Source organism: Collinsella sp. LCP21S3_A3 (assembly GCF_052118905.1).
In the GTDB taxonomy this organism is placed as follows: domain Bacteria; phylum Actinomycetota; class Coriobacteriia; order Coriobacteriales; family Coriobacteriaceae; genus Collinsella.
This window is the reverse complement of record NZ_JBQKGH010000063.1, coordinates 1-400: the sequence shown is the minus strand read 5'-3', so window position 1 is coordinate 400 and position 400 is coordinate 1. Positions and strand designations below refer to the sequence as shown.

1 protein-coding gene is annotated in these 400 nt (G+C 69.8%); it reads right to left on the bottom strand.

Annotation, left to right across the window (positions count from 1 at the left end; translation table 11 throughout):
* On the bottom strand, positions 1-400 hold a 400-nt coding region (locus tag ACTQ0H_RS09345), incomplete at both ends, for a transposase (RefSeq protein WP_441548093.1).

Genomic DNA, 400 nt, shown 5'->3' with positions numbered 1-400 from the left:
CACTTGACGTAGGTCGCGTCGAGCCAGACGTAGGGCACCGGCGAGCCGTCGAGCGGCCTTCCGCACAGATCCTCGATGTCTGCGTCCAGGCTCGAGGCGATTGCGCTCACCTGGTCCTTCGAGAGCCTGGAGACGCCCATCTTCTCGGCCACCCTCTGCACCTTGCGGGTGCTCGTGCCCGTGGCGTACATCTCGGCCACGGCGGCCACGAGGGCGCGGTCGACGCGCTGGTAGCGCTCGAGCACGTCCTCCGGGAAGAAGCTGCCGGAGCGCAGCTTGGGGATGCGCGGCGTCAGCGTGCCGACGCAGGTGGCGAGCGACCTCTCGCGGTAGCCGTTTCGGCTGTCCGCCCCGCCACCGCAGAGCTGGTCGGCCTCGGCGTCCATCACGGCGTTCACGA